The sequence below is a fragment of the Vibrio sp. 10N.222.48.A3 genome (assembly GCF_041475345.1).
GTDB lineage: Bacteria > Pseudomonadota > Gammaproteobacteria > Enterobacterales > Vibrionaceae > Vibrio > Vibrio tasmaniensis_A.
In genome coordinates this window covers 1-3,077 of sequence record NZ_JBFRVX010001342.1, presented here as the reverse complement: position 1 = coordinate 3,077, position 3,077 = coordinate 1, and the positions used below count along the sequence as shown (strand labels likewise).

Annotated in this window: 3 protein-coding genes; 2 read left to right on the top strand and 1 reads right to left on the bottom strand. The window is 44.8% G+C overall.

Translation table 11 applies throughout. The annotated features are described in order from the left end of the window. Window positions 1-357 (bottom strand): LysR family transcriptional regulator (locus AB4653_RS26205; RefSeq protein WP_372105686.1); only part of this gene is annotated, 357 nt, incomplete at its 3' end. A 130-nt stretch (window positions 358-487) separates the two neighbouring features. On the opposite strand from AB4653_RS26205, the gene AB4653_RS26200 reads away from it, so the two are divergent. After that, window positions 488-1,276, top strand: coding sequence for a hypothetical protein (locus tag AB4653_RS26200; protein ID WP_102257528.1), 789 nt, complete (start codon window positions 488-490; stop codon window positions 1,274-1,276). Window positions 1,277-1,381: 105 nt separating this feature from the next. Next, window positions 1,382-2,893, top strand: coding sequence for a DUF1214 domain-containing protein (locus tag AB4653_RS26195; RefSeq protein WP_009845789.1), 1,512 nt, complete (start codon window positions 1,382-1,384; stop codon window positions 2,891-2,893). The last annotated feature ends 184 nt before the right edge of the window (window positions 2,894-3,077 follow it).

The window sequence follows — 3,077 nt, the reverse complement described above, 5'->3', positions numbered from 1 at the left end:
GAGTTGATGAAACAGAGAGGGTGTTAACCAAGGCAAAAGGTGCGGGTTCGCCTCTATCTTAAAATCTTCGCTTAGTTCGGCAGGAGTAAACTGTTTACCCTCTTCTATCGCCGTGACCAACCCGTCCAATAGTGGAAATACACGTCGATACAGTTCATCAGAATAAGGCGTCGGGAGAAACTGCTTATTGGACAAAACAAATAGCTCTTCACCTAATGATTCCTTAAGCTTTTTGACGCTTTGGCTTACCGCTGGTGTCGAGACAAACAGCTTTTCAGCTGCTTTGCGCAAGCTTTTTTCCTGATACACCACCACAAACACTTTCAATAAGTTCAAATCGACGTTATTCAGTTTCATATCCAAACCATAAACCAATACTTAACGAATGGTTAAGTTTATATGAATTAACTTAACGATGTCCACTTTGTATAGTTACCTCACCTTCACGCAGTACACGGATGTAGTGAGATAAATTTATGAGGCATCTATGTTATTACAACGTTCAATCCTTTCTCTAACTCCTTTGTTTCTGGCAAGTGTCGCGTTCGCGGAAGAAGCCGAAATTCAAGATATGTCAGACCCGTTAGCCGTCTATACACAAGGTGGCTTCGGTTACACAGACAAAGGCTTAAACCTGAAAATCGGGCAAACCTATGACACTGGTAGCGATACGACCATGGGTATGAATGTCTTCGAAGTCAAAGGCATCGCTGGTGAAGCCATTGGTTGGAATGACCGAGGCGCAGGTGACAGTATCGATTCGATTCGTTTCAGAAACTTCGGCGTAGACTTAACCAATGGTCGAGGCACACAAGTCGATATGTCTTGGGATTTCGATAGTAATCAAGGTAGTGCGTCATACAGCTTTATACAGGCTCTTCCACAAATGGGCATGTTTAATTTCTATCCGCTTGCGGGTGTCGGTGTTGCTGCAGGTGAGGAGTTGGTTGAAGGCTCTGGAGGCAACCTCGACGCGGATCAACTTCGTGATCGCTACAACATGCACGGCACTTTCTACGTGGCGGGTATGTACGCAAAAATGCAACTTACCGACAAGATTTGGTTGAACTATAACCCTATGTATTTAGGCACGATGTCTGGTTCATCAACGTTCAAAGATTATGGATTCGAGGGCAGTGATTCTGTACTCGCACATGAGTTTGCTGCGAGCTACCAGATTAACCCAAGGGCGAACGTTCGTTATTTTGCAAATTGGACAGAAAACACCAGTATCGAAGACGGTGATCACCGCATCGAATTTAACTATCAGTTTTAAGCAGTCACTTTCTGCTTGGATGAGCTCTTTCAGTTTGAACCAATGATTTCTGTTCCACGAGCCATTCCCGTTTTGACGAATAATTTTGAGTTTTGAGGACACATTATGAATATGATATCTAAAGCCTTTGTTGGTAGTTTCACTTGCCCATTACGCTCAGCTGCCATGCTAGTTTCTGTAACAGCCTTGTTTTCAGCCACAGCGATAGCAGGCAACGGTGATGCGACAGAAACGATCCAAACGCGTGCAGGTGACTTTACTTTCGAAACCGACTTTCTTCATGGCATTCCAACACAAGAAAGCTCTGCAAAACTGTTTGAACTGATGGACTATCAACGCGCGTCACAAGCTTACATTTGGTCCGTGCCTTTGGTGTCAAACTACGCATGGAAACAAGCCTATGCCGACATGGGGGCAGAGGATGGTCAAATTACTTATGTTGAGTCTCATGAATCTAAGCTAGGAGGTTTAACTTACAATACCTCTACGCCTTACGCGATTACTTGGTTTAACGTAGAGAAAGAGCCCGTTGTTATAGAAATACCCACAAATGAACTGCGTGGCGCGGTACACACCATGTGGCAAATCGGTATTTCTCAGATGACTGAGCCGGGCGTCTACGTGGTAAAAGCGAAAGGTTCTGAAACGCCGAGTAACCTGCCAAAAGGCGCAAAAGTATTTGAGTCTGATACCAATAATGTTTTCTTGGGTGTTCGCTTAATGGCTAAGTCAGATCAGCAACGTATGAAAGACTTAGAAGCATTAAAAATTACTGACCTTAACGGCAAGCCGCTCAGTAGCAAAGGCGTGAACTTCCCTGAACGTGGTGACGATGCTAAGCACCCACGTGGTATGGCATTTTGGGAGACCTTGAATGAAGCGATCCAAGCCGAACCTGTAGCAGAGCGCGACCGCATGATGCACGACATGTTACGCCCACTAGGTATTGAAAAAGGCAAAGCATTTACTCCATCAGCTCAGCAGCGTGACATCTTAGAACAAGCTGTAATCATGGGTGAAGCTATGGTTAAAAACATCGATTTCAACAAGACTGAACGTCTACCACACGCGGCTTATGGCAAAGAAGGGAATTCGTGGGAAATCGCAACGGCTTCAACACCAAACCAAGACCGTCACTATGGTATGGACCTCGATGGACGTGCAGCTTGGTTTTATGAAGCCGTCACTAACGACATTGCAATGCATGGATTTGAGAACGGCGGTTGGGGACAGATCTACCTAGACAACTACCGTGACGACAATGGCAAAGGGCTAAATGGCAGTAACCACTATACTTTGACGCTAGATGGAGATGTAAATTTCGCCGATTTATTCTGGACCATCACTGTCTACAACGTCGAGAACCGCGCCATCATCGACAACGAAATTGAGCGTGCCGACGTGGGTTCTAACATTGAAGGGACAGTTAAAGATTCGCAAGGCAATTACACCTTCCACTTCTCGCCAACTAAGCCTGCTGGTGTAAATGAAGCGAATTGGGTGCAAACCCGAGAAGATGAAAACTGGTTTGTTTACTTCCGCGCTTACTCACCAAGTAAAGCATTTGTAGCGCAACAGCCAGAAACCTTATTGCCTAACTTTAAGCGCGTGGACTAGCCGTTAAGTCTATGTACTAACGATAAAGTTCACTGCGGCCTACGATAAAAGAGGAGCCTCAGCGCTCCTCTTTTTATTCCATCTAGCCTTCAAAGGCGCTGCGAAATAAACTCAACTAGTTGTTTTTCTGATTCTTGAAACAATTCCATGATTTAAAAGAGTAAAAGGGTTATACATAATGATG